Origin of the sequence: Nonlabens sp. SCSIO 43208, assembly GCF_050703575.1 — a bacterium.
GTDB lineage: Bacteria > Bacteroidota > Bacteroidia > Flavobacteriales > Flavobacteriaceae > Nonlabens > Nonlabens tegetincola.
Genome location: NZ_CP065365.1, coordinates 2,699,744 through 2,725,166, shown reverse-complemented (window position 1 = coordinate 2,725,166; position 25,423 = coordinate 2,699,744). Strand labels below are relative to the sequence as shown.

Annotated in this window: 24 protein-coding genes; 9 read left to right on the top strand and 15 right to left on the bottom strand. The window is 35.7% G+C overall.

Going from position 1 to position 25,423, the window contains the following annotated elements; all coding sequences use genetic code 11:
• The first annotated feature begins 25 nt into the window (after window positions 1-25).
• The 3 genes from carB to I5168_RS12550 all read left to right on the top strand — a co-directional run bounded on the left by carB (window position 26) and on the right by I5168_RS12550 (window position 3,608).
• Window positions 26-2,878, top strand: a complete 2,853-nt coding sequence (gene carB, locus I5168_RS12560) for a carbamoyl-phosphate synthase large subunit (RefSeq protein ID WP_060522887.1) — start codon at window positions 26-28, stop codon at window positions 2,876-2,878.
• Window positions 2,879-2,943: 65 nt separating this feature from the next.
• A complete protein-coding gene (locus I5168_RS12555) occupies window positions 2,944-3,249 on the top strand; it encodes a hypothetical protein (RefSeq protein WP_431471997.1) in 306 nt (101 codons plus the stop codon).
• Complete coding sequence (locus tag I5168_RS12550) at window positions 3,246-3,608, top strand: hypothetical protein (RefSeq protein ID WP_431471996.1); 363 nt, start codon at window positions 3,246-3,248, stop codon at window positions 3,606-3,608. The genes I5168_RS12555 and I5168_RS12550 overlap by 4 nt, the downstream gene beginning before the upstream one ends.
• A 1-nt stretch (window position 3,609) precedes the next feature.
• On the opposite strand, the gene I5168_RS12545 is transcribed toward I5168_RS12550, so the two are convergent.
• Window positions 3,610-4,839 carry a DUF3999 family protein gene (locus I5168_RS12545; RefSeq protein ID WP_431471995.1) on the bottom strand — a complete coding sequence of 410 codons (1,230 nt, stop codon included), beginning with the start codon at window positions 4,837-4,839 and terminating at the stop codon, window positions 3,610-3,612.
• A complete protein-coding gene (locus I5168_RS12540; RefSeq protein WP_431471994.1) occupies window positions 4,823-7,171 on the bottom strand; it encodes a DUF2339 domain-containing protein in 2,349 nt (782 codons plus the stop codon). Before I5168_RS12540 ends, I5168_RS12545 begins: the two co-directional genes overlap by 17 nt.
• 194 nt (window positions 7,172-7,365) lie before the next feature.
• Here I5168_RS12540 and I5168_RS12535 point away from each other — a divergent pair, with 194 nt between their 5' ends.
• On the top strand, window positions 7,366-8,880 hold the full coding sequence (locus I5168_RS12535; protein ID WP_167341696.1) for a serine hydrolase: 1,515 nt from the start codon (window positions 7,366-7,368) through the stop codon (window positions 8,878-8,880).
• A gap of 3 nt (window positions 8,881-8,883) precedes the next feature.
• Here I5168_RS12535 and I5168_RS12530 read toward each other — a convergent pair whose 3' ends face one another.
• Window positions 8,884-9,435, bottom strand: a complete 552-nt coding sequence (locus tag I5168_RS12530) for a YceI family protein (RefSeq protein ID WP_105018658.1) — start codon at window positions 9,433-9,435, stop codon at window positions 8,884-8,886.
• Window positions 9,436-9,441: 6 nt separating this feature from the next.
• Window positions 9,442-9,807, bottom strand: a complete 366-nt coding sequence (locus I5168_RS12525) for a c-type cytochrome domain-containing protein (RefSeq protein ID WP_431471993.1) — start codon at window positions 9,805-9,807, stop codon at window positions 9,442-9,444.
• A 105-nt stretch (window positions 9,808-9,912) separates the two neighbouring features.
• Between I5168_RS12525 and I5168_RS12520 the strand changes: the two genes are divergently transcribed.
• The 3 genes from I5168_RS12520 to I5168_RS12510 are packed head-to-tail and all read left to right on the top strand — an operon-like array spanning window position 9,913 to window position 11,963.
• A complete protein-coding gene (locus I5168_RS12520; protein ID WP_338351024.1) occupies window positions 9,913-10,320 on the top strand; it encodes an OB-fold protein in 408 nt (135 codons plus the stop codon).
• Window positions 10,310-11,077: a choice-of-anchor V domain-containing protein gene (locus tag I5168_RS12515; protein WP_431471992.1), complete on the top strand. Its 768-nt coding sequence runs from the start codon at window positions 10,310-10,312 to the stop codon at window positions 11,075-11,077. Before I5168_RS12520 ends, I5168_RS12515 begins: the two co-directional genes overlap by 11 nt.
• A 46-nt stretch (window positions 11,078-11,123) precedes the next feature.
• On the top strand, window positions 11,124-11,963 hold the full coding sequence (locus I5168_RS12510) for a DUF5777 family beta-barrel protein (RefSeq protein ID WP_042278179.1): 840 nt from the start codon (window positions 11,124-11,126) through the stop codon (window positions 11,961-11,963).
• Window positions 11,964-12,078: 115 nt separating this feature from the next.
• On the opposite strand, the gene I5168_RS12505 is transcribed toward I5168_RS12510, so the two are convergent.
• Window positions 12,079-12,735: a hypothetical protein gene (locus tag I5168_RS12505; protein ID WP_167341701.1), complete on the bottom strand. Its 657-nt coding sequence runs from the start codon at window positions 12,733-12,735 to the stop codon at window positions 12,079-12,081.
• A 99-nt stretch (window positions 12,736-12,834) separates the two neighbouring features.
• Between I5168_RS12505 and I5168_RS12500 the strand changes: the two genes are divergently transcribed.
• Window positions 12,835-14,169 carry an aspartate kinase gene (locus I5168_RS12500; RefSeq protein WP_431471991.1) on the top strand — a complete coding sequence of 445 codons (1,335 nt, stop codon included), beginning with the start codon at window positions 12,835-12,837 and terminating at the stop codon, window positions 14,167-14,169.
• A 4-nt stretch (window positions 14,170-14,173) separates the two neighbouring features.
• Here I5168_RS12500 and I5168_RS12495 read toward each other — a convergent pair whose 3' ends face one another.
• The 10 genes from I5168_RS12495 to I5168_RS12450 form a co-directional block, all read right to left on the bottom strand.
• On the bottom strand, window positions 14,174-14,722 hold the full coding sequence (locus I5168_RS12495; RefSeq protein ID WP_060522872.1) for an acyl-CoA thioesterase: 549 nt from the start codon (window positions 14,720-14,722) through the stop codon (window positions 14,174-14,176).
• 64 nt (window positions 14,723-14,786) lie between these two features.
• On the bottom strand, window positions 14,787-15,155 hold the full coding sequence (locus I5168_RS12490) for a hypothetical protein (protein ID WP_060522871.1): 369 nt from the start codon (window positions 15,153-15,155) through the stop codon (window positions 14,787-14,789).
• Window positions 15,152-15,859 (bottom strand): DUF3307 domain-containing protein, encoded by a 708-nt coding sequence (locus I5168_RS12485; RefSeq protein ID WP_431471990.1) that lies wholly within the window; start codon window positions 15,857-15,859, stop codon window positions 15,152-15,154. The genes I5168_RS12490 and I5168_RS12485 overlap by 4 nt, the downstream gene beginning before the upstream one ends.
• Window positions 15,843-16,466, bottom strand: a complete 624-nt coding sequence (locus I5168_RS12480) for a SatD family protein (protein WP_431471989.1) — start codon at window positions 16,464-16,466, stop codon at window positions 15,843-15,845. Before I5168_RS12480 ends, I5168_RS12485 begins: the two co-directional genes overlap by 17 nt.
• A gap of 103 nt (window positions 16,467-16,569) precedes the next feature.
• Window positions 16,570-18,015, bottom strand: a complete 1,446-nt coding sequence (rmuC, locus tag I5168_RS12475) for a DNA recombination protein RmuC (RefSeq protein WP_431471988.1) — start codon at window positions 18,013-18,015, stop codon at window positions 16,570-16,572.
• Between the two features lie 75 nt (window positions 18,016-18,090).
• Complete coding sequence (locus I5168_RS12470; protein ID WP_431471987.1) at window positions 18,091-19,758, bottom strand: pseudouridine synthase; 1,668 nt, start codon at window positions 19,756-19,758, stop codon at window positions 18,091-18,093.
• The gene (locus tag I5168_RS12465; RefSeq protein WP_431471986.1) at window positions 19,759-21,579 is read right to left on the bottom strand and encodes an ABC transporter ATP-binding protein; all 1,821 of its coding nucleotides are present in this window, start codon (window positions 21,577-21,579) and stop codon (window positions 19,759-19,761) included.
• Complete coding sequence (locus I5168_RS12460) at window positions 21,580-23,295, bottom strand: phospho-sugar mutase (RefSeq protein WP_431471985.1); 1,716 nt, start codon at window positions 23,293-23,295, stop codon at window positions 21,580-21,582.
• Between the two features lie 95 nt (window positions 23,296-23,390).
• Window positions 23,391-24,353, bottom strand: a complete 963-nt coding sequence (locus I5168_RS12455) for a glycosyltransferase family 2 protein (protein WP_431471984.1) — start codon at window positions 24,351-24,353, stop codon at window positions 23,391-23,393.
• 3 nt (window positions 24,354-24,356) lie between these two features.
• Window positions 24,357-24,860 (bottom strand): DUF4199 domain-containing protein, encoded by a 504-nt coding sequence (locus I5168_RS12450; RefSeq protein WP_431471983.1) that lies wholly within the window; start codon window positions 24,858-24,860, stop codon window positions 24,357-24,359.
• A 218-nt stretch (window positions 24,861-25,078) separates the two neighbouring features.
• On the opposite strand from I5168_RS12450, the gene I5168_RS12445 reads away from it, so the two are divergent.
• Window positions 25,079-25,333 carry a type B 50S ribosomal protein L31 gene (locus I5168_RS12445; RefSeq protein ID WP_042278201.1) on the top strand — a complete coding sequence of 85 codons (255 nt, stop codon included), beginning with the start codon at window positions 25,079-25,081 and terminating at the stop codon, window positions 25,331-25,333.
• Window positions 25,334-25,423: the final 90 nt, after the last annotated feature.

Here is a 25,423-nt window from a genome sequence, read left to right as displayed (position 1 = left end):
TCCTAAATTACACATTTCCACACCGATGGCTAAACGATCAGACTTAAAATCCATATTACTTATAGGTAGCGGTCCAATTATTATTGGACAAGCTTGTGAATTTGACTACTCAGGTTCTCAAGCATTGAGATCACTGCGTGAAGATGGTATTGAAACCATACTTATCAATTCAAATCCTGCGACTATTATGACTGACCCTAGTATGGCAGATCATGTATACTTGCTACCGCTTAACACAAACTCAATTAGAAAGATTCTAAAAGAGCATCCACAAATTGATGCAGTGTTACCGACAATGGGAGGACAAACAGCTCTTAACTTGTGTATTGAAGCGCAAGAAAAAGGAATTTGGGAAGAACACGGTGTAGACTTAATCGGTGTAAATATTGATGCTATTAATATCACCGAGGATCGTGAGAAGTTTAGAGAACTCATGGAAAAAATAGGTGTAGGTATGGCGCCACAAGCTACTGCTACATCATTTTTAAAAGGAAAAGAAATTGCGCAGGAATTCGGATTTCCTCTTTGTATAAGGTCATCCTTTACTTTAGGTGGTGCAGGAGCAGCAATTGTTCACAAGGAAGAAGATTATGATGAATTACTACGTCGTGGACTAGAGGCTTCTCCTATACATGAAGTAATGATCGATAAAGCCTTGCTAGGTTGGAAAGAATACGAATTAGAATTATTACGTGATAAAAATGATAACGTAGTGATCATCTGTGTAATTGAAAACATGGATCCTATGGGAATTCATACAGGTGATTCTATTACAGTAGCACCTGCTATGACCTTATCAGATCGTACGTATCAAAAAATGCGTGATATGGCTATCCATATGATGCGCAGTATAGGTGAGTTTGAAGGTGGTTGTAATGTTCAATTTGCTGTTAGTCCAGACGAAAAAGAGGAAATCATTGCCATTGAAATAAATCCTCGTGTTTCTAGATCATCGGCGCTTGCAAGTAAAGCTACCGGTTATCCAATCGCAAAAATAGCTACTAAACTTGCCTTAGGTTATACCCTAGACGAGTTGAACAACCAGATCACGGGTAGTACATCTGCCTTGTTTGAACCTACAATCGATTATGTAATTGTTAAAATTCCACGATGGAACTTTGATAAGTTTGAAGGCTCAGACCGCACACTAGGCTTACAAATGAAAGCCGTAGGTGAGGTGATGGGAATTGGTAGATCATTTCAAGAAGCTTTGCACAAAGCAACACAGTCACTTGAAATTAAACGAAACGGACTAGGTGCCGATGGTAAGGGTTACCGTGACTACAATCAAGTGATTGATAAGTTGACTAATGCAAGTTGGGATAGGGTTTTTGCACTATATGATGCTATTGAAATGGGAATTTCTCTTTCACGTATTCATGAGATCACTCGTATTGACATGTGGTTCTTACAGCAGTTTGAGGAATTGCACCAACTGGAAAAGGAGATTTCAAAGTTTGATATAAATACGCTTTCGCGAAAGCTACTCTTAGAGGCTAAACAAAAAGGATTTGCCGATAGACAGATAGCACACATGCTAGGTTGCCTAGAAAGTGAGGTATACAACAAAAGAGACGAGATGAACATTAACCGTGTTTATAAGCTCGTAGATACCTGTGCTGCAGAGTTTCCTGCTATGACGCCTTATTACTACTCAACCTTTGAGGCAGAGATGCAAACTGCTGATGGTAAGAGGTTTGCACAAAATGAAAGTGTTGTATCGGATAAAAAGAAAATTATTGTATTAGGATCAGGTCCTAACCGTATAGGCCAAGGAATTGAATTTGATTACTGTTGTGTTCATGGTGTATATGCTGCTCAAGAATGTGGTTATGAGACTATCATGATTAACTGTAATCCTGAGACTGTGTCTACCGATTTTGATACAGCAGATAAGCTGTATTTTGAACCTGTATTCTGGGAACATATCTATGATATTATTCGTCATGAAAAGCCAGAAGGAGTTATAGTTCAATTAGGTGGACAAACAGCGCTTAAACTAGCTGAGAAACTAGATCGTTACGGTATTAAAATTATGGGTACAAGCTACGACGCGCTGGACCTAGCTGAAGATCGTGGACGTTTTTCAACCTTGTTAAAAGAGAACAACATACCTTATCCTAAATTTGATACAGCGACAACGCCAGATGAGGCCTTAAAAGTAGCCGATGAATTAGATTTCCCGATTCTAGTGCGTCCTTCATACGTACTTGGTGGTCAAGGGATGAAAATTGTGATCAATAAGCAAGAGCTAGAAGCACACGTTGTTGACATTTTAAGAAAAATACCTAATAACGTTCTTTTACTAGATCATTATCTAGATGGTGCCATAGAAGCTGAAGCAGATGCTATTTGTGATGGTGAAAATGTATATATCATAGGTATCATGGAACACATTGAACCATGTGGAATACACTCTGGTGATTCTAACGCTACATTGCCTCCTTTTAATCTAGGAGATCTTGTAATGCAGCAAATTAAAGATCACACTAAAAAAATCGCACTTGCACTTAAGACTGTTGGTTTGATCAATATACAGTTTGCAATCAAAGATGATACGGTTTACATTATCGAGGCTAATCCTAGAGCATCTCGTACAGTACCTTTTATTGCTAAAGCTTACGGAGAACCGTATGTAAACTATGCTACTAAAATAATGCTAGGAGAGAAAAAGGTTACTGACTTTGAATTTAATCCACAACTAGAAGGTTATGCGATCAAGCAACCTGTGTTTTCATTCAATAAATTTCCAAATGTAGACAAGAGATTAGGTCCAGAAATGAAATCAACCGGTGAGAGTATTTTATTTGTAGACAGCCTTAAGGATGACGAGTTCTACGATTTATATGCACGTCGACGTATGTATTTAAGTAAATAATATCAAATTAAATTAATTGATAAAGCCTTTGTTTGTTTGAACAAAGGCTTTTATTTTTAAATAATATGAGAAGCCATGTAACTGTTATTAAGTCTGCAACTGTTTTGCTATTTCTATTGTTCCTAGTTCAATTACTTCATAGGTTTTTTCCTATACCAGGATTAGATGTGATCTATGTAGATTGGATCTGGATATTAATAAGTTTTTTGTTGTTGGGCAGTTATGCAGCTGTGGTTACTTGGATGTTTTCTACAACCAGCACGAGCAAAAAAGTATTTTCCTCGATGACGGTCTTAATATTGGGTTTAATAGGATTGTGTTTTTGGTTGCACGAGGCAGAAGTAGAACTTAAAAAATCAGGTAGAAAATGACTAACGATAAAAAAGATAAAATACGCAAACACGCCAGTATTTTTAGAGGTTTAATTATTGCTTATTCCTTAGTTTTTGTTGCGTTTCTTATTGTAAAATTTGCAAAACCAGAGCTTTTATCTCAGGTTGTGATGGGATACACTTTTAAGTGGTATTTTTTAAGTTTTTTGAGTTTACCTATCTCGTTTTATGGTGTTTGGTATGTTTTAAACCTTGCGCCTAACCGACAACTTACAAAAACTAATCAAGTCTTAGGCTTACTATTTTTTGGAATTATAGGTATGTGGATAAGCTTTCCTTGGAAAAATAAACTAGAAAAGCAGATTAAGAGAGATGAGAAGAGGATTAAGTTTGATTAAATCAACTCTCACTCCTCAACATTTTTAAAGTAAATCCACCCATGATTGCAATTGCCAAAATCATGAGAATCCACAACCATAATTTGTTTTCAAATAAGCCTTTTTCTTCTACCATTGGTTGATTGGGAATGATTAAAATTTCTTCTCCTAATGATAATGAGGTGAGTTCTTCAGGGATGTTGTCTTTAAATTTTTCAATATCATAGCTAGGTAGTTGATCGTTTTCTTTACCATAGGCGAGAAAAAAATCGGCTTCCTTTGTAAATCGAGCTAACAAATAATCTCTAAATCCTGATACGTTAAAAGAGTCTACGTATAAAGGTTCATTGTTGCCGTTATAAATGTTTAATCGTAACTTTTTACAAGTGGTTGCTGGAAAGGTATAGGTATTATCGCTACTAGAATCTAAAACACCTGTGATTAAGGTGGCATACTGATAGCGATAACCATCATCTAATTTTACACTATCGGCTAAATATTCTAGCTTAAATGGACGGTAGTAATCGAAATTTGATTTAATGTTAATAAGAACTCTACTTATACGCGCAGTATCATCCATTTGAGTAAATACTAGACTTTCATTTGAATTTGTTGTTTCCTTTTTTGTAATTGTTGATGGGTATGAGATGTTCTCTCCTTTTTCTACTTCAAAACGTCTTAATCTCGCTCGGTCTAGCTCTGCTTTATCTATGTTTTTAACTAGCACTCGGTAGTATTGATATTCACTAGGTTCAAAATGCAATTGACTATATTGATAAGTAACCTGTTTATTTTTAATACTAGTAATTCTATAATCGTCTAGTAAAGTATACCATTCTTTTTGGTCATTGCTAGCATCTAGTTGAATCTTCCAATCAAAGTTTGTCTCAATAAAATCTAGATGTATTTTATTTATAATTTGTGCGTCCTCCAATTTAAAAGTAAAGAAGATACCATCTTCATTTTTGGTTTGATTGATAAGTTCAAAAGCTAGATCTCTATTTACTTTTTTACTAGTGCTTGAATGCATTAAAAATGGAACCTGCGTTGTATCTGTTTTAGAAACTCCATAAATACGCATATCAGACAATCGTTGATTGAGATGCTTATACATTTCTGGCTTTATATTTATTTTGTGCCAACTATCTGTCGGTCGCTCTATACTGCGCTTATACTCATAAGTATGGAGTTGGGCAAAAGTCAATGAGGCTATAAAAAGAAAGAGAAATGCCAGTTTATTCTTCTGATTCATCTGCGATTTGTTTATTGAATTTATTGTACAAGAAGGATGCAATAAGCATCAAAGCTCCTATACTTATAAATACTATAGTTTTAGAAATGGTGTTCAAATAGGTGAGGTCGTAGAAAAACAATTTTACCAGTGTAAGTCCAAATAAGGTTATGGCAGTGATTCTAATGTATTGTTTGCGTTTCCAAATTCCTAGAATTACTAAACCTAATGAATATACAGCCCACAGAATACTTAAACCCAACTTGTAGTTATTGCTTACTCCAGCAAAATCCATCCAGTGCAATAATTCACTGCTCAAAATCCATAGAATAGTAGTGTGTACGAACAAAACTATGGGCTTAGCAAACGCTTTTCCTATATAGTTTTCCTTATAATGTAATCTTATAAGGTAATGCAGTAATACAGCAGTAGTAATTCCTAGATACCTCAAATTGACCTGCCATAAAGAAATACTGGTATAACCATCCTTAACTCCATCTAAATAGGAATCCCTAAGCTCACTGAAGTTCCACAATCCTGCTATCAGGAGCACAAGAATAGAAAATCCTATAAACCCACAATTAACTTGACCAAGTATTTTGTTTTTAATCCATTTTAAATTAATTCCTGCTAGTAAAGCCACAAATCCAAACGAATAAAACAAAAGCCAAGTGTCATGTAGTAAAGTTACATTTCTATCATGGCGTGTACCACCATACAAGGCAGTGAGCGTTTTGGTTGATATGTTACGTGCATGTTCCCAGTAAATATCAATTTCAACTTTAAAAATCACATAAGACATCATTATTAATAGTGATGGTAAAACATAATGCATTACGTGAAAGAATCCATTAATCGTGAATTCTGGAATCGCTCGCTTTTTATTAAAATAGAGATAATTGATGCTACCTAATCCTATTATATAAAACAACCCTGTAAAAAAGGTAGTATGCCACAACGCTTTCAAATTTGAATCATAAATCTCACGGTCAAGTTGATCCCAGTCTTCAATTAAACTCAAGGTAGCTAGAATAATAATCGCGTAAGCTATTTTTTCATAGGGAGCAATATTTTTAATTCGCCCTATTGCAAAAAGAACAGCAGCGAGAACTGTCCACGATACAGTTACCCATTCACCATCTAGCTGAACAGGAATCGCAAGGGTAATAAAACTTAACACTAGGGCAGCTACCAAATAAAATAGATTGTTTGAAGCTAATTGCTTCTTATGGATTATAACAGCAACTATAAAGTGAATTACAGCATTTAATAGTGTGAATAATCCAGTAAAATCCCTTGTACTTGAATGGGACTCTAGGAGTAAATAACCAGTCGCAAAAAACAATAACGAATTCGCCAATAGCATGACAATATCGATTACCGTATACACTTCTTTTTGTACCAGTTTGTATACAATAAACATCGTATAAAAGGTGAGAAAAATAAGACTAGAAAAGAACAGAGCTTTACCTAGGTCATCGTTTACGTTATAGCTGGTTATTGACCAAGTTATAAAAATGAGCCACGTAGCGCCAAAGGCGACATAGTAAAGTGATTTCCATTCCTTTTTAAAGGCAATGGCAAGAATTCCAAAATTAATAAGAGAAATATAGCTAAACAGTATCGCCATCCTACCAGAACCATCACTTAAAAAAAAAGGTACGGCATAGGCGCCTATTAGTCCTAAATGCGCGATAATAGAGCGGTCGTATTTAAGTGCTGTAATTACAGTGAATAGGGTAAACAAGGCCATCAAAATAAAGGCGACCGATTGGGAATATAAATGGTAGAAGCTATATCCTGAAAAGGTGACAAAATACATCACACACATCGCACCGCTTACTAGCACCGCACTGTATGGTTCGTATTTCTTCTTTAACTTAATTCCGATTCCCAGTAACGAGATACCAGTGATATAACCTAGAATAATTCTTGTAAGTGGGCTTATCAGGTTATTTTCAATTGAATACTTCACCCCAATTATTACACCTATAATTGTGATTAAAATACCGATTTTATTGAGCAAATTTTCTCCTACAAATTTTTCTAGGCTATTTGTTGAGGTTTTTTTACTCATATCATTAAACCTATCCTTAACCTGTGGATCTAGCTTGTCAAACTTTTTTATTGGCTGTTCGGTTGAGGTTTGTTTTTTCTCAACGGTTTCAATTAATTCTGATACAGGTTTAGGTTGTTGTTTTACTGGTTGATCCTGAGATTCCTGTACCAAGCTGTCCTTCTTAAAAGCTTGAATTTCCTCACGTAACTGCTTCATGTTGCGTGCATACTCTTCTTGTTTCCGCTCTAGATATTGCAGCTTGTAAATAAGGTCATTAAGTCGGTCGTTGCTCATAAAAGGAAGTCTTGGTTATGCCAGTATCTAGGGTGAAGGTAATCATTTATCCACAACCTTGGTATAAGAAAAGTATTTACTAAAATCCTATAAAACTTAAGGAGTCAATAGATCGGTTGAATGAAAGGTGTTGGTGAGATTACGCTTTCGCGAAAGCGTAACAAATATTATCTTACCATTTTTAAATACAGATCATGAGAATATTAATCGCCTTTTTGTTCACCGCTCAATTATTTACAGCCCAAAATATAGATCTCAAAGAAATAGATAAGTATATCACTAGCACTCAGAAGGAATGGGATATACCTGGTTTGAGCGTAGCTATTGTAAAAGATGGAGAAATTGTATTTGAAAAGGGATACGGTGTTATGGAAATAGGGAAGAAACAGCAGCCCGATGAGCACACCTTATATGCCATTGCCAGTAATACCAAGGCCTTTACAGCAGCTATTATTGCTCAGTTAGTTGAGGAAGGAAAATTAGATTGGAATGATAAAGTTCAATCTTACTTACCTTACTTTGAAGTGTATGACCCTACCATTAGTCGTATGGTAACCATTAAAGATTTACTGAGTCATAATGTGGGATTAGGTACTTTTTCTGGCGACGCTATTTGGTATAAAAGCGAATTATCTACCGAAGAAATAGTAAAGAGAATCAAATTTGTACCACAAGCATATGAATTTAGGGATGGATATGGATACTCTAATTTGATGTTTATAACAGCAGGCGCAGTGATAGAAAAAGTAACAGGTAAGTCTTTTAAAGATAATGTTACTGAGCGTTTTTTAAAACCTCTAGAAATGGATGACACTGTAGTAAGTGTAAATGATTATGGTTCTAATAGCAATGTAGCGACACCTCATGGTAGATCTGGTGATACTAATTATAAAATCGATCACGTTGCTTGGGATAACGTAAGATCTACAGGTGGTTTGATTTCTAGTGTTCACGATATGGGTAAATGGATGATATTTAACATGAATCATGGGGTTTATAAAGCCGATACTTTATTTAATAAAAACAATCGCAATAAAATGTGGAGCTTACAAAACTCATTTGAGGTGAATCAAGTAAATCGCAATGGTAGAGGTCAGGCTTTTAACGGTTACGGTCTAGGTTGGTTTATCACAAATTATCAAGAGCATTTTCAAATAGGCCATGGCGGTGGATACGATGGTATGATATCTACAGTTCAAATGTTACCTGATGAAAAACTGGGCGTTGTGGTTTTAACAAACGGAGTAAAAGCTCCCACAAATGCTATTGCTTATTATGTTTTTGATAGGTTTTTAAACAGGCCGATGAAGGATTGGAGTAAAGAAATGCTTAATGGCTATAATAAATGGAAAGCTAGTGATACAAGAATTGCAGATAGAAAGGCCGCTCGTGTTAAAAATACAACGCCAACTGTTACTAAAGAAGAGTTGATGGGGACTTATCACACACCGGCTTATGGTAATTTTTACGTAAAGGAGGAAAACGGTGAGCTACAGCTGATCTGGGAACACAGCCCTTTACTATCTAGTACCTTGTCTCATTTCAATTACAATGCTTTTGAAATGAAGTGGAATCATCCACAGGTCTGGTTCAGTTTTGGAACTGTGAATTTTGAAACCGATGCTTATAATAACGTGATCGGTATTTCATTTGATGTCCCAAATGACGATTTCTTTATGGAAGAACTTAATGCAAAGAAGGTAAAATAAAGCTTATCTTTTTTCTAAAACCGCGTTTACTGATACATTAATTTCATCAGCGATTTTATTACTTACAATAGAAGGGATTTCAATATTAAATCGCTCTGGTAACAAGGTGAAGTTAGCTGTTAGCTTTACTTGCTCGCCGCTTTGGGTTAAATTAACTGGAAACTCCAATAGTTCTTTTTTTCCGTGTAATTCTATGGTGCCTTTAAAAGTATATTCATGCAATAGCGCATCATCAAGTGCAGTAGAGGAGAACTCTGCCAAAGTCCCTTTTAAAACAGCTTTAGGATAGGTATCACTTTCTACATAATTCTCATTAAAGTGCTCTTCCATAAGAGCAATGGGAAATTTAAAACCTCTAAGTAGTACAAGAGCGGCTAGTTCTCCAGATTTAACATCGAGTACAATGGTGGCATTATTGTTTATAGCCTCGACAGGCTCAAAGCTAGGAACGCTGGCATTAAATTGAACTTGTCCTGTTCTAGTTAAAAACCGTTCTCTTTGAAGATTTACTAGTAGAAATAAAGTTACCGTTATTAAAAGCGTGAGATTTTTCATGATGAATTAATTTTCTATGAATCCACCATCTCGCCATCTTAAGACAAGATCTATAGAAGATTGAGGTAAACCATTTGTTCCTTGTGGCATTAATAATGGATCGCCAGGTTGTCTGGTTATCCTATCTATAAGAGTACCGTTTTCGGTACTGTTACGTACTTGGTCATAAGTTTCCAGTCTTAATCCACCACTAGGAGCAGCATTTTGATGACAATTCACACAAGAGTTTTGCATGATTTCCTTTATGGAGCCATCATAAGTTACAACCTGTGGTTGTGGATCATTTTGTATTTCTTCAAAATCATCTGGACTTGTTTCACTACAAGATGATATAAATAGGGAAATAAACAAAAAAGTAAGAAAAAACCTCATTAAATTATATTGAATTCAGTATAAATATAAGTATATATTAAAATTGACAAGAATTTTTTATAATATTGATAATCAATAAAGTTAATTTGTTTATAGTTCATCAATTTGAATAGAAAATACTTATACATATTTCTTATTCTGCTTGTCCTTGTTGGTGTCCTCAGTTATAATTATGTTTATCAGGATCATAAGGATATAAAGAATGAAAGTGCTTCCATAAAATTAAATTCTCAAGATTTAATTTTGATGCTCACTGATGATGACCTAGAAAACGATAAATTAATTCTGGATCAAGTTATAGAGGTTACTGGTGTAGCAACAGATAAAGCGGCGCAAGAAATGACATTAGATTTTAATGTTTTCATTCAACTCGCAAACCCAACTAAGTTTCCTCTTAATCACACTTATACAGTAAAAGGTCGATGCATAGGTTACGATGATCTTTTAGGTGAAGTAAAAATAGATCAAGCATACATTCTTAACCCACAAAACTCAAATGATGATGAAAAATAATTACTCTTTTTATTCGATTTTAACAGCAATACCGGTTGCACTGCTAGTATTAGTAGGTTTTACTGGTGGGCAAACAGGTAGTTTTTCTGGTTCGCCAGGAGATAACAATCAAAATTGTACCGCATGTCACGCGCCAGGAGCAAATCATGGTGGAAGTGCAGCATTAAGTGGTGTACCAGCTACATATAACGCAAATCAGGCCTATAATTTAAATCTAGCCATAACAGGATCATCAGTTTCAAAATTTGGTTTTAACATTACAGCAGAAGATGATAGCGGTAACAAAATTGGAACTTGGACCACAGGAACAGGTAGTCAATTGAGATCAGGTGGATCAGGATTGACTCACACAGCAGCAGGATCTAGTCAAAACAACTGGAGCTTCAATTGGACAGCGCCAGCAAGCGATGTAGGAGCGGTAACTTTTTATTATGCAGCCTTACAAGCAAACGGTGCTAGTGGTAACAGTGGTGATCAAGTAATTACAGGATCCTCAAACGCTGTTCTTACCACCATTGATAGTAAATTATCAGACTTTACTTTATATCCTACTCAAGTAATGGATAAAGTAAGCATAGCCCTAGAAAACGCAAGTGCTGCTCAAATACAAGTTTATAACATGCAAGGTAACCTTGTTCTAGAATCAAAAATTCAGGATCAAAATGAATTAGATGTAACTCGTTTGTCTAGTGGTATATACATCACTCGTGTAATGGTAGAAGATGCAGTGTCTGTTGCAAAATTTGTTAAATATTAATAGCACCTAATCCGTATTGTAAGTATTACAAACACCTCTTTATAGAATGAACAAATTTCTACTTTTATTACTACTACCTTTTTTTGTTACCGGTCAAGACGATCTATTAGATGGACTCGACATTGAAGATGATAACCAAGTTACCAGTACTTGGAAATCTCTTAAAGTGGTAAATTTTGAGACCACCAAATTGGTTGCAAAAAATGAGTTTCAAGTTATAATATCTCACAGATTTGGTAGTGTAGAAAACGGAATAGACGATCTTTTTGGACTTGACAACGCCGTGACCAGATTTCAATTTGTGTATGGAGTAACCGACTGGATGCATCTAGAAGCAAGCCGCAGCGGATTCAATAAAACATACCAACTAGCTGGTAAATTCAAACTTAAATCACAAGAAAAGCAGGGATTTCCCTTCACTATTTCTTTATTTACAGCAGCAGATTTTTACAGCGCCGTAAATGAAGAACTTTATCCAGGTATTGAATTTATGGACCGCACCGGTGCTACGTTACAATTTATCGCAGCCCGTAAATTCTCTGATCGTTTTAGTGCACAAATTAGCCCGACTCTTTTTCATCAAGGCTTTGTTCCGGTTGATGAACAAGATAACACTCAATATGCGCTTGGAGTAGGAGCTAGGTATAAGCTGTCTAATAGATGGAGTATAAATGCCGATTATGGCTATCATTTGAACCGTGCTAGTGAGAACAATTTTGTTAATCCATTAAGTATAGGAGTTGATTTGGAAACAGGTGGACACGTTTTTCAAATGCATTTCACAAATGCCCAGCCTATGTTGACCAACAACTTTTTGAGCGGTGGAACAGGCGATTGGACCGAAGGTAGATTTTATTTTGGATTTAACTTGGTACGAGTTTTTTAGAAAGTAAGTGACTATTCACGCTTTCGCGAAAGCGAATCAACCACATGAAAGAAATAGTCTAAAACTGGCTATTTCACATGGTAAAAGCTATAGCATAAATTGTTTGCATTTCAATTTATGACTTATAGCTTAATTTTTTTATTGCAGAAAAAGCTTTGTCAACCATGTGATCTTCAACAAGTACACTGAACTCATTTGTAGTAGAGATTACCTCGTATAACGAAATACCTTCCCAAGCAAACCTCTTAAATATTTGGTAGTATAGACCTGGGATTTTAGTATTAATTTCAGGTAATCCGATACTTATCGCGCATAAATTTTCTTGAAGCCCAATAAGATGTTCACTAGTAAAATGCTTTTCAATTTTTTGCTTTTGACTGGCAGAAATCACGAGATTACTCTCATGTGTACCTCTGGAAAAGCCATAAAATACATTCGTCTCTATGGATGATATCATCTTACTATGGCTTATCATCAAGGTACTCGAGTTTTGAAACGTATAGTCAACCAGATTTGAGCGCACTGTTATATCACCTAGATTTTTTAGAACCGTTTTTAATTTATTAGAGTGTCTTAAATTGTTGGGTGGATTATAACGTCTTAATGCCATCATTACTGCTCCTGTCTTGATAGGTTTCCTCAGCATATCGCTTATAGGTTCTCGTAGCTCTTCAGCAAGTGCCGAAAAGTTGATTATACGTCTGGCAAGTGCTTCTTCTAAAAAGGGTTGTGTGAGTAATATCTCCTCAACACATTCTGATACAGTTTTCATTTTGTTAATTATATAACAAGTTGTGTAATTTTATTCAAATATCAGTAATAATTTACTCAACTTGCAAGTCAGACGTAAGTTTGCCAAAAATTTATTGAAATGTTGGTATTAAAGTTTGGTGGTACATCAGTAGGCTCTATTGAAAATATGAACAATGTGAGATCTATCATTAACGATGGAACACAAAAGATAGTAGTACTATCGGCCATGTCTGGAACGACTAATGCCCTAGTTGAAATATCGGAACAACTCAATGCAGGTGATCGAGATAATGCGCTAGAATTAATTGAAGAACTATTTGTCAAATATGCTCAAGTGGTAGAGGACTTGCTTCAAGATCAACAATTGAAAGAAGAAGTAAGCAAGTATGTGCTGTCTGTTTATGAAACGCTCATAGAGCAAACGAAAAGCAAGTATAACGAGCTAGTTCATAATACGATAGTTGCGCAAGGTGAATTACTTTCTACCTTTATATTCAGCCGATTTTTAATTCAAGAAGGTATTAATGCTGTTTTATTACCAGCACTTGATTTTATGCGTGTGGATCAACAACATGAGCCTGACTCTTTTTACATTCAACAAAATTTGAACAGGATTCTTGATGATAATCAACAAGCTGACATTTATATCACTCAAGGTTTTATTTGCCTAGATGTTCAAGGTCAAATATCTAATTTACAACGCGGTGGTAGTGATTATACCGCATCTATAATAGGAGCAGCAATCCAAGCAGAAGAGGTCCAAATTTGGACTGATATTGATGGGTTTCATAATAATGATCCACGGTACGTTGAAAATACAACCGCTATACAAAAGATATCTTTTGATGAGGCGGCTGAGTTGGCTTACTTTGGAGCAAAAATTCTGCATCCACAAACCGTCATGCCGGTTAGAGATTTGAATATTCCTGTAAGATTAAAAAACACGATGGTACCAGATGCCTATGGGACATTAATTACTCAACAAGTACATGGTGAAGGGATCAAAGCTATAGCCGCAAAGGATGGTATCTATGCTATTAAAATAAAATCGGCGCGCATGTTGCAAGCCCATGGATTTCTTAAAAAGGTATTTGAAGTGTTTGAGAAATTCCAAACTCCTATTGACATGGTCACTACCTCAGAAATTGCTGTATCGTTAACCATAGATGATGCCACTCATATAGATGCTATTGTAAATGAACTTGAACAAATAGCGAGCGTAGAGGTTGATGCAGGAATGAGTATCGTATGTCTAGTAGGAAATAATATAATCTACCATCAGGATACACCACAATTATTTAATATCCTTCAAGATGTAACAGTGCGCATGATCGCTTATGGTGGTAGCAATAACAATATTTCCTTATTGATTAATACGGAATATAAGAGAAACACTCTGCAAAAATTACAGAGTTATGTTTTTGAGTCGGAAGAGAAGATGGTGGTTGCCTAAAACGTTACAATTTTACCTGAACATTATAGTTTTTAAACTCTTCTAGGTATTTGGTGTCAGAGAAATTTGCCTCGGCGATTTCTTTGGCACTTTTGATTTTAATTTGTTTTCTCTTTATAGCACGAGCAAACCTTCTTACGTGAGTCTCGTTAGTAATTTTAAGTCCTGGTACTGTCACGGTATTTCCATTTTCATCTTTGGCAACCATGGTTAAAAATGAAGAATTACAGTGTTTTGACTCACCAGTTTGAATGTTTTCAGAATCTACTCGTATACCTACTACCATCGATGATCTTCCTACGTAGTTGACTGATGCTCTAAGAGTCAACATTTCACCTACCTCTATTGGAGCTTTAAAATCCACTACATCAACACTTGCTGTAACACAGTAATGACCACTGTGTTTTGATGCGCAGGCAAATGCAATTTGATCAATTAATGATAACACATAACCACCGTGAATTTTTCCAGAAAAATTAGCATTTGACGGCAGCATGAGAATGGATAACATAACTCGGGACTGCTCTGGTGATTTAAATGTTGATGAACTCATGGCATGTTTATTTTAAAGTGTTTGATCGTTATTACGCTTTCGCGAAAGCGTAATCCATCACAAGTTACTCGCGATTAAAATGAGGGCTTTGTTCTTTACTGACCTCAGTAATGAAATACTTTGTATCACCCCAAAAAAAGAAAGTGCCAAATTTTTCTTCGTATTTTAATTTTACGTATTGACCTTGATACTCTTTTAATTTCTCAATGACCTCTTTTTCATGATCCATCACTGAAAATGAAAATATTTGAGCACCGCTTATACCTTGAGAAATTTCACCTTCCCAAGTTTTAACCACAACACCTTTACTGGAGAATTTAATTAATTCACCGGTACGGTATCCGTCGGAATAGGTGGCATAGTACAAAAAGGTGTACCATAGAACGGCCATAATTAAAATGGTGGCTAGAATTACTCCTAAAATACGTTTCATGCGATATAATTTTTAAAGAATAGGCCAGTTAAAATGGCGATACCAAAACTAAGCAATGTTCCTATTAAGACATACTCGGTGAGCTTCATATTTTTTGCCTTGCTTAAATCACCAAATCTAAAAACCGATTTTGCAGTGAGTAATAAACCGACTGCGCTAAAGTTATCGGTGATTACAAAAACAAAAATGAGTAATCGCTCAATAATTCCTATCCAGCGACCTGCATTTTTGAGCCCATAGATGCCAGTATCTTTTTCGGTTAATTTCCATCGTGTGAAAAACACTTTGAGCATAATGGCTACTGGCGATGTAAGTAGTACTACACAAGTAATTAAGGGTATGGTATAAGCTGGAAAACTATCTGGAACGATCTCGTTTTTTCCTAAATGCAAATTGACGAGTATTAGTATAACGATAAGATGTGCCACTTGATCTGCGGTAAACATCCAGCGTTTGTTTTTCTTTCTTGTCAATTTAATTTTGAGCGCATCTATAAGTAAGTGAGTAACGGTTATAGTTACTGCTATGTACCACATTTCTAGATCCCAAATAAGTACAAGACTTAGTAAGCCGTGTATCAAAGCATGTAGGTATAAGTGATAGGATGATAATCCGTCTTTTTCCTTCTTCTTAGTAAAGCTATCGGATTGCAGGACAAAATCTCCTAATAAATGAGCGAGCAGTAATTTAAATAGTAGTTCCATGATTGATGTCCTTAAAATAATACTTTTCAAATAACTCCAATAGTGCCTGTACCTCTTTTAATTGTACTCTATCTAATCTACGGCTGGCAGTAGATTGTTTTATTCCTAGTCGTTCACCTATTTGTTGCTGAGTTTGATCGGGATGATTTAAAACCTCAAAAAGGGCCTCGGCGCCATTATTTGTCCAACTATCCATAAAGGTAAGGGCTAGTTGTAATGACGTGTTCATATAGGTGTCGTAGTGAGTATTACCACTACTTACCATTATATTTTGTTTTAATTCTTTGAGAGAATCTAGTAAAGCACCAGATCTTGTAAATGCACTACCTGTTGATATGGCAATGTTGTTTTGTATTAATTCTACATCACCTAATCCTATAGCCATGCGTGCAGCTATTCCTTTACGTTTAAGAGCTGTTTTTATTTTGAGACAAACTAGTAACGCCGTTGAGGTTTCTTTTATAAGTAGTTGAAAGCTGTCTCCTCTATAAATGTGAAATAAATCAACTTCTTGAAGTTGGTTAAGTACTTTATCGAGCTCATTTAAAAAAAAGCCAGCTTCCATTTGTTGAGAAGATATGATGTCTCCTGCAATAATAGCTTTCATACCATTACATGTTTAAGTAGCACTTCAAATATATTACATTATAGTGTAATAAATAGAAATATTACGTTTTTATGTAATTATTATATAAGAATTAGCTATTGATCTAATCATTAGACTCAATTCCTAAAATGTCAGGATCACTGTCAACAGCCCTTTCTACCAGCTTCTCGTTGAGATGTTTATTAGCTTTGGCTCCTAATTTTCTAAGTTTTTCAACACGACCTACTAGATTACCAGAACCTTCTGTAAGCTTGTTCATACTAGAAGAATATGTTTTTTTAACAGTATCTAGTTGAGTTCCTACTTTGATTAGATCTTCTGTAAGACCTACAAACTTATCATAAAGTGCGCCGGCAGCATTGGCAATATCTAGTGCATTGCGCTGTTGCTTTTCGTTTTGCCACATTGTGTCAATAGTACGTAAGGTAGCTAGTAGGGTAGTAGGTGTCACAATTACAATATTCTTTTCAAAAGCATCGCTGTACAAACTGCTATCTGTATTAAGCGCCATGGCAAAGGCAGGTTCTATAGGCACAAATAACAATACAAAATCTGGACTTTCTATTCTATATAGATCGTGATAGTTCTTGCCCGATAAATCACTTACGTGTTTCTTAAGCGCATTAATGTGTTCTTTAAGATAACGTTCTTGTAATTGATCGTCTTCTTCATTTACATAGCGTTCATAGGCATTAAGAGAGACTTTACTATCTATAATCATCTTTTTGCCACCAGGTAAACTCACAATAACATCAGGAAAAACAGTCTTACCATCTTCTGTTTTGAAGCTTTGCTGCACTTCATATTCCATGCCTTTTTCTAGTCCAGACTTTTCCAGCACACGTTCTAAAACAAGTTCACCCCAATTCCCTCGCATTTTGGCATCACCTTTAAGCGCTTTGGTTAGGTTATTTGCCTCGGTGCTCATTTTTTCATTGAGCTCCTTTAAACCTATAATTTGCTGTCTCAAGGCACTTTGACGGTCGATCGTGTCCTTATGAGTGTCTTCCACCTTCTTTTCAAAACTCTTTATTTTCTCCTGTAGCGGATTTAATATTTGTTCAATACTTTCCTTGTTTTGACTGGCAAACTTGGTGCTTTTCTCTTCTAAAATTTTGTTAGCAAGATTCTCAAATTCTTTAGTGAACTTTTCATTGAGCTTCTCAATTTCTAGTTGTGCCTCAGCATGTTTTTCTTCCGCTTTCGCGAAAGCGGTACGTTGCTCTGCCAGCAACACATTCAAATGTTCCTTCTCTCGAGCTACTTCTTTAAGTTCTTCTTTTAGAGACTCATGACGTTTACTTAAGTCATTGAAGTTTTCTACTTTACCAGCTATCTGACTTTGTAAGGTGTTTTGCTCTAATTTAAGTTGATCTCGTTCCTTAGCTACTTGTAGAACCTCTGTGAGTTGAGCTTCTAATTGCTCCTTGTTGTTACGTAGTAAATTAATCTCACCAGAAAACTTAGTTTTAGAAAAAAACCAAGCGATGACAGCACCTAAAACAGCACCAATTAAAAAAATAAATAACCAAGAAAAATCGTCAAACATAAAAACAGATTTAAACCTTAAAAATACATCAGTTGGTTGAGTACTAAAATCACTTTTACAAAGTCTTTTCCACAATTAAAAAGGACTAGGTGCTTCAAAGGTCATTTTTTCTTTTGTGTAAGGATGTACAATAGTGAGTTCTTGAGCATGTAGGTACAACCTGTCCTGTTTTGTTCCATAAAGATCATCACCTTTTATAGGTGCGTTCAATCCCTCGTGATGAGCTGCATGAACTCTTAATTGATGGGTGCGCCCAGTTATTGGATAAAAGTTTACTTTGGTATATCCGTTTTTAACCTCTATGACTTCAAATTTTGTTCTAGCATTCTTACCATGAATGGGATCTACAAGTTGGTAAGGTCTATTGTCTAGATCTACTCTTAAGGGTAATGAAATAAACCCATCTTGTTTTTGAACGATACCATCTAAAACCGCAGTATATTTTTTACTCACAGTTCTCGTGATAAACTGCTCTTGCAGTCTTTTATGTCCTTTTTTATCTAGAGCAATAATCATAATTCCAGATGTTGACATATCCAATCTGTGCAAAATCATGGGGCCTGTGGCATTAGGATATCTTGCTCTCATACGTTCTTCAACACTATCGGAAATATTCTTACCTCGAACTGATAAAAACTCTGCTGGTTTGTTAATGACGACTATGTATTTATCTTCATATAAAATGTCAATTACTTTACCTATTGCTGGGTTTTGTAACATGGGATTTTCATCGACTTGTAAACCTTGTAACATATGCAGGAGTAATGGCTCACATTTTGAACGACAGGCTGGGTAGAAGTTACCATGTTTACGCACCTGTGATGGTGGTGATTCCCCATACCAAAATTCGGCCATGCATATGGGGTCTAGTTTGTTTAAATAAGCGTATTGTAATAGTTTGGGAGCGCAGCAGTCACCAGTTCCTGATGGAGGGAAGAAAGGAGGAACGTTTTTAAAGATATCTAATGCCGTTCTCGATTCGCCTTTTGCATTCAGAAAGTTGTACTGTTCAAAAATAAAAGATTGTAAATCGTTTGACTTTTCCTTGCGCAAAGATTTAAGTCTAGAGATTTCCTTCTCTTGATTTGTAACAATGGAGCCGGCTTTGGTTGCTTTTTCCTCTAGATAAGCACGATACTCTCTCAAAAGAAACTTTTCTTTCATGCTCTGATCGTGGTGCTTTTTGCGTAATTCCTCTAGATCTTCAGGTTGACCAAGCGCTAGGTTTCTAGATTCTTTTCTAGCTTGCTTTTGTTTTTTATGCTTGGCTATTTGAGCCTGTATCTTTTCCTCGTTTTCTTCTAGAATTTTTTGATACCTTATTTTTTGAGATAAAAACTTCTCATCATGTTCTAGTTGGTAAATACGATCATTGATAAAGGCAAGTTCTTTAGATTCAATGGCATACCTGCCAGTAGTTTCAAACATATTATACACTAGCGGTACAAAATAGTTATTCTCTTGTTCACCTGTAATTACACCAGAGAAAGCACTCAAATAGCCCAGCTCTCCTTGTGAATCTCTTACCACCAAAACACCAAACATTTTACCCAAATGGTGTTTATAATTTTTTGGACCAAGATTTAAATCAAAAAACCAATTATCAAAACTTTCCAGGTATTCCTGTAATTCCTGACTCGCTATACTAGCTAGTTCATGAGGTTTATAATAAAAAGGAAATGTAAACCTATCTGGTAATTCAATACCTGATATGTCCTTTGAAAATCTATGTACTAGCGACATTTATCCCAGACTTTGCATTTCAACTAGAGTGTGATAAAGACCGTTTTTGGATAATAATTCATCATGAGTTCCTTGCTCTACAATTTGCCCTTTCTTCATCACCACAATGTGATCTGCGTTTTGAATAGTAGATAGTCGGTGTGCAATAACTACTGATGTTCTATTTTTCATCACACGCTCTAGCGCATCTTGCACTAGTCGTTCGCTTTCAGTATCTAGTGCGCTAGTAGCTTCATCTAGTATAAGAATAGGAGCGTTTTTAAGAACTGCTCGTGCGATAGAAAGACGCTGTTTTTGACCACCGCTTAATTTACCACCGCTGTCACCAATATTTGTGTGTATACCATTAGGAAGATCTTTTACAAATTCCCAAGCATTAGCAATTTTTAAAGCCTCAATAATACTTTCTTCACTGGCATTTTTGTCACTCAACGCGACATTGGCAGCCACGGTATCATTGAAGAGGATAGAATCTTGTGTAACTAATGCCATCTGGTCTCTTAGACTTTTTAAACTAACATCTTTAATATCGTGTTCATCAATAGATATGGTGCCATTTTCAATGTCGTAAAACCTTGTGAGTAAGTTAGCTATCGTGCTTTTACCAGAGCCAGATTGACCAACCAGTGCGACGGTACTTCCCTTTGGGATATCTAGGCTGAAGTCTTTAAGTACTGGTTCATCAATGTATGAAAACGTAACGTTTTTAAGCTGTATCGCTTTCGCGAAAGCGGACATCTCAACAGCACCTTCTTTATCTTCAATCTCATTCTTTGTATGGAGTATTTCAAGTACACGCTGTGCAGCCGCATTACCTTCTTTTACTTGATAACTTGCTTTTGAAAGAGCCTTGGCTGGTGTTAATATGTTGTAAGCCAAAGCCATAAAACCAATAAATGTCGTGGGATCTATACTTTCTTCTGTGAGTACCAGTCTACCACCAAACCAAAGCAATACTCCAATCATGAGAATTCCTAAAAACTCACTCACTGGACTAGCCAATCCTTTTCTGTGATTGAGCTTGATGGCATATCTATTCATGCGCTGCGTACTACTCTCAAATGTTTCTTGTAAGCGTTCTTCTGCATTGAAGCCTTTTATTACTTTCAAACCACTTAGGGTTTCTTCTAAAAGGGACAAAAAGTAACCTTGCTCTCGCTGTACTTGACTACTACGGTTTTTTAATTTTTTACCCAATCTAGAAATCAAAAATCCAGAGACAGGTAAGAATAAAATCATAAAAATGGTAAGCTGTGGACTTAAGATGATCATTAATATTAAAGTGAAAATAATATTAAGTGGTTCCTTTATAATCAATTCTAGAATCGACAAAAAACTATGTTGAATTTGTAATACATCGGCACTTGTGCGTGCGATTACATCACCTTTACGCTTTTCAGAAAAATAAGAAATAGGCAGATTGATGATTTTTGCGTATAAATCATCACGTATATCCTTTAAGACTCCATTTCTCAAATAGGCAATAAAGTACATTCCTAAATAACCAAATAGATTTTTAAGGAAGAAAAGTGATAGAACTAGGGCGATAACAACTATTAATGCTTGTTCTTTACTTTCAGTTTGAGTGGTTACATAATATCCTAAGTATCCTTTGAGATAGTCCATACCGTTTTGAATTCCAGTCCAAACAGGTTCTTCGGTAATTGCTTGTGTTTTGTCAAACAAAACATCTAGCATAGGGATTAAGGATACAAAGCTCAATGCTCCAAATAGAGCAAAGAGAATATTAAAAGTAATATTCAATATTCCTGAGGTTTTGTAGGGCTTTGCATACCTCAGAATTTCTTTAAAATAATTCATTTATTGAATGTCTAAATCTTTAAGTACAGCGTCTATTTTATTAATTAATTGTTGCTGTGTTGCTTTGTAATCTTCTGGATTGGACAATCCAGTTTTAGTTGAAATATAAAATTTGATCTTAGGTTCTGTACCACTAGGTCTGGCTGCTATCTTAGTACCGTCTGCTAGATAAAATATAAGCACATTGGACTTTGGAACTTCCATGGTTTCTTTTTTATCCAAATGCTTATTGTACCTAATACTACTGGAGTAGTCTTCTGTTATGATAACTTCTTGACCAGCTATAGTTTGTGGTGGCTGTTCTCTTAAGTCAATCATCATTTGCTTTATTTCTGCAGCACCAGATATACCTTTTTTTACTAGAGCAACCAGTTTTTCTTGATAAAGACCATGTTGCTGGTAAAGTTTGATCAAGTCCTTGTAAACGGTAGAATTATTTGCTTTAGCTTGCGCGTACATTTCACAGGCTAGTAGTGCTGCGGTTACAGCATCTTTGTCTCTTACAAAATCACCTACCATATATCCAAAACTTTCTTCTCCACCACCTATAAAATCTTGATTTGGATGATCTTTAATCATTTTGGCAATCCACTTAAAACCAGTTAATCCTTCCTTACATTCTACATCATAAGCCATTGCCAAATCATGCATCATCGGTGTACTTACAATGGTAGAACCAATGAAAGGATTAATTAATGAACTTAGATCAGCTTTTTTAAGTAAGAAATCGGTCATGGTGATCATGGTTTGATTACCATTAAGCAATACCATGTTACCATCATTATCACGCACTGCGACTCCTAATCGGTCACTATCGGGATCAGTTCCTATAACCATATCAGCATTAATTTTATTGGCAAGTTCTACTGCCATTTGTAATGCTTCAGGCTCTTCAGGATTAGGAGACTTTACGGTAGGGAAATCACCGTTAGGTATAGCTTGTTCCTTAACAACGTGTAAATCGGTGTAACCAGCTCTTTTAAGAGTTTCAGGAATTAATGTAATGCTGGTACCGTGTAAACTGGTAAACACAATTTTTACCCGGCTACGATCTACATCACCTGCAACTTTTGCAGCTTTTATACTATCTTCAATAAAGGCATTATCATCCTCTGGAGTTAATAATTCTATGAGTTTATCATCACCGTTAAAGTTGATATCTTTAAATTCTAACGAATTAATGAGTTCTAGCAATTCTTTATCCTGTGGAGGAACTAGTTGTCCGCCGTCCTGCCAGTAGACTTTATAACCGTTGTATTCTGGCGGATTGTGACTTGCGGTGAGTACAATACCTGCGTGACAATCTTTACGTTTTACGGTGTAAGAGAGCAGTGGAGTAGGGCGCAATTCTTCAAATAAATAAACTTGAATACCATTTGCGCTAAAAACTTGAGAGACAGTTTGAGCTAATTCTTTTGAATTGTGCCTGCAATCATAGGCAATAGCCACTTTTATTTGTTCTCCTGGAAATGTTTTTTTAAGATATTGAGAAAGTCCTTGAGTGTTTTTTCCTAATGTGTACTTATTAATTCGGTTTGTACCAACTCCCATTATTCCTCTCATACCACCAGTACCAAATTCAAGGTCCTTGTAAAATGACTCTTCTAATTGAGCTATATCTTGATCAATTAGATGTTGTGTTTGACTACGTGTTTCCTTATCAAATGGTTCTTGAGTCCAAGTTTGGGCTACATTCAAGATTTCTTGTTTATTCATAATCATTGATTAGAATTGCAAAGATAGGAATTAGTAGCAATGCTAGCTTTTAAACTCTTACATAGAGTTTGTTAAACTACATGGTGGTCATTCTCCTAATGATCTAGTTTCTCCTCAATAAAGTAACGGCCGCTTTGGTTACCACTGCGCAATATCAACTCTCCTAGAAAACCTGCAATAAAAAATAACGTACCTAATAACATAACGGTAAGCGCAATAAAGAACCAAGGATTGTCAGTCACAAGATTATAGGGTAAATCATTGTATAATCGGTAAAGTTTTGAAATGCCTACATATCCTGCGATTACAAAACCAATTAAAAACATAACGATACCTAAACTACCGAATAAGTGCATGGGGCGTTTTCCATACTTAGACAAGAAGCCAATGGTAATTAGATCCAAAAAGCCATTGATGAATCTTTCATATCCAAATTTGGTACTACCATATTTCCTAGCTTGATGAACAACAATCTTTTCAGTAATATTCTTAAAACCAGCATTTGCAGCAAGAACGGGAATGTATCGGTGCATTTCACCGTGAACATCAACATTCTTTACCACTTCACGGCGATAAGCCTTTAAACCGCAGTTAAAGTCATGCAAGGTTAATCCACTGGTTTTTCTTGCAGCCCAATTAAATAATTTACTAGGTAAGTTTTTGGCAATAACACTGTCATAACGTTTCTTTTTCCAACCACTTACTAAATCAAAACCTTGCTCTGTAATCATTTGGTACAATGCCGGGATTTCTTCAGGACTATCCTGTAAATCGGCATCCATTGTAATGACCACTTCACCGTTTACAGCAGCAAACCCTGCGTGTAGAGCTTGTGATTTTCCATAGTTAGTGAGAAATTTAATGGCGTTTGTGTTGTTATGCTTTCGCGAAAGCGTACTCACCACATCCCAACTGTTATCAGTGCTACCGTCGTCAATAAACCAGATGTCGTAGGTGATATCTGTTTGTTCCAAGACGCGTAGAATCCATTGATGAAGTTCTTCTAAGGATTCCTCTTCATTTAAAAGAGGGATGACTATGGACAGTTGTTTACTCACGATTTAAACCTGTTGTGGGCGTTTTTTTCTTAAAATCAAACCTACGATTATTCCAGGAACCAGCAGTAGTAATATTTTCATGACTGTAGAAAGGGAGAACCCTTGAAAACTTAAATCCATTTTTTGCGGTTTTGGTATAGTCAACCCTGCTGCCTTACGCTCTTCATAAACTTTCATAGCAGCGTCTTGCACCGTGTTTTGTAATTCAGGATCTATTTGTGTGTAAATTAAATAAATGGTTGCTGATTCTGCAATGCAAATTAGTAAAATTGCCAAGAAAAAACCTGCGACTGCTTCACGTGTTTGAATAAAACCTTTCTGACTGATTTTTGCGTGGATTTGCGCGCCAAAACCAAAGCCCAGTGGCCACAGTATATGTGCAAATACACTTATTAAGGGATTGAGAAAATCACCTGTTTTCCAGAATATAAGATAGGTGGTAACCATTACGATTGCTCCTATAATCCCGTAGGATAATCCTATCTTTTTAATTTGTGGAGGCAGCATGTATATTTATTTTATTTAAGGCAAAGATAGTTACTGTACTTTTGTTATGTACAAGAGAAACTTGTTTAAAATAAGTTTCCATGTTTTAGCTCTTAGTAAGTAGTAGAAAAACTAAAAAATGCTGATATTTGCGTTTCAAGCAACATATTTTTTTAAAAGATGTTGTATTACAAATAAAAAAGTTTAAATTTGCACCCGCAAAAAGAACAAGTATAGTCATGCAAAAAGGAATACACCCAGATAATTATAGACTAGTAGCATTTAAAGATATGTCTAACGATGAAATCTTTATCACTAAGTCTACTGCAGATACTAAAGAAACTATTGAAGTGGATGGAAATGAGTATCCACTAATCAAATTAGAAATCTCTCGTACATCTCACCCGTTTTATACAGGTCAGAGCAAGCTTATCGATACTGCTGGTCGTATCGACAAGTTCAAGAACAAGTACGCAAAATTCAAAAAGAAATAAGGTTTACTTATTCAGAATATACAAACGCCTCGAGAAATCGAGGCGTTTTTTTATGCTTGTCTTTAAGTCTTTTTAGTTGTCTTTTTATAA